This window comes from Vibrio sp. 704 (genome assembly GCF_033339295.1).
Genome location: NZ_JAWOUH010000624.1, coordinates 1 through 620 on the forward strand (window position 1 = coordinate 1; position 620 = coordinate 620).

The following is a 620-nucleotide window of genomic DNA, read 5'->3' on the forward strand; positions in this document are numbered from 1 at the left end:
CCGACTTCGCCCGGTTGAGAGAAATCCAAAAGCGTGGGGAAGAACGTCGCCGATTTGATGCGCTTCTTCATACGTTTTGCGGCATAGTATGCAACAGTGCTCGCTAAAACCGTACCACCAATGCAGTAACCTGCCGCGTTGATTTGCTCTTGCCCTGTGATTTCTTCAATCGCAGAAACCGCTTTCACAACGCCTTCAGTAACGTAATCACCAAATTCAACATGCGCTTGCGCTTTACCTGGATTACGCCAAGAAATCATGAACACACTGTGGCCTTGTTCAAGCAACCAGCGAACCATCGAGTTCTTCGCAGTGAGGTCAAGAATGTAGTATTTGTTGATGAAAGGCGGAACGATAAGCAGTGGTGTCGCGTTGACTTTTTCGGTTAACGGACGATATTGAATAAGCTCAAACAACTCATTCTGAAACACCACATCGCCAGCGGTTGTCGCAACGTCATCACCCACTCGGAAAGCGTTGTTGTTCGTCATACGCACTTTTAAAATGTCTGCGCTCGACTCAACGTCTTCTTTCAACTGCTCTAAGCCAGCCAGTAGATTTTGACCGTTTTGCTCAAGTGTCAGCTTCAAAAGCTCTGGGTTAGTGGCGATGAAGTTGGA

General features: G+C 47.4%; 1 protein-coding gene. It reads right to left on the reverse strand.

The window, feature by feature from the left end; all coding sequences use genetic code 11:
• Nucleotides 1-620: alpha/beta fold hydrolase (locus tag R7R24_RS28135; RefSeq protein ID WP_318120365.1), on the reverse strand; the 620-nt coding region annotated here is incomplete at both ends.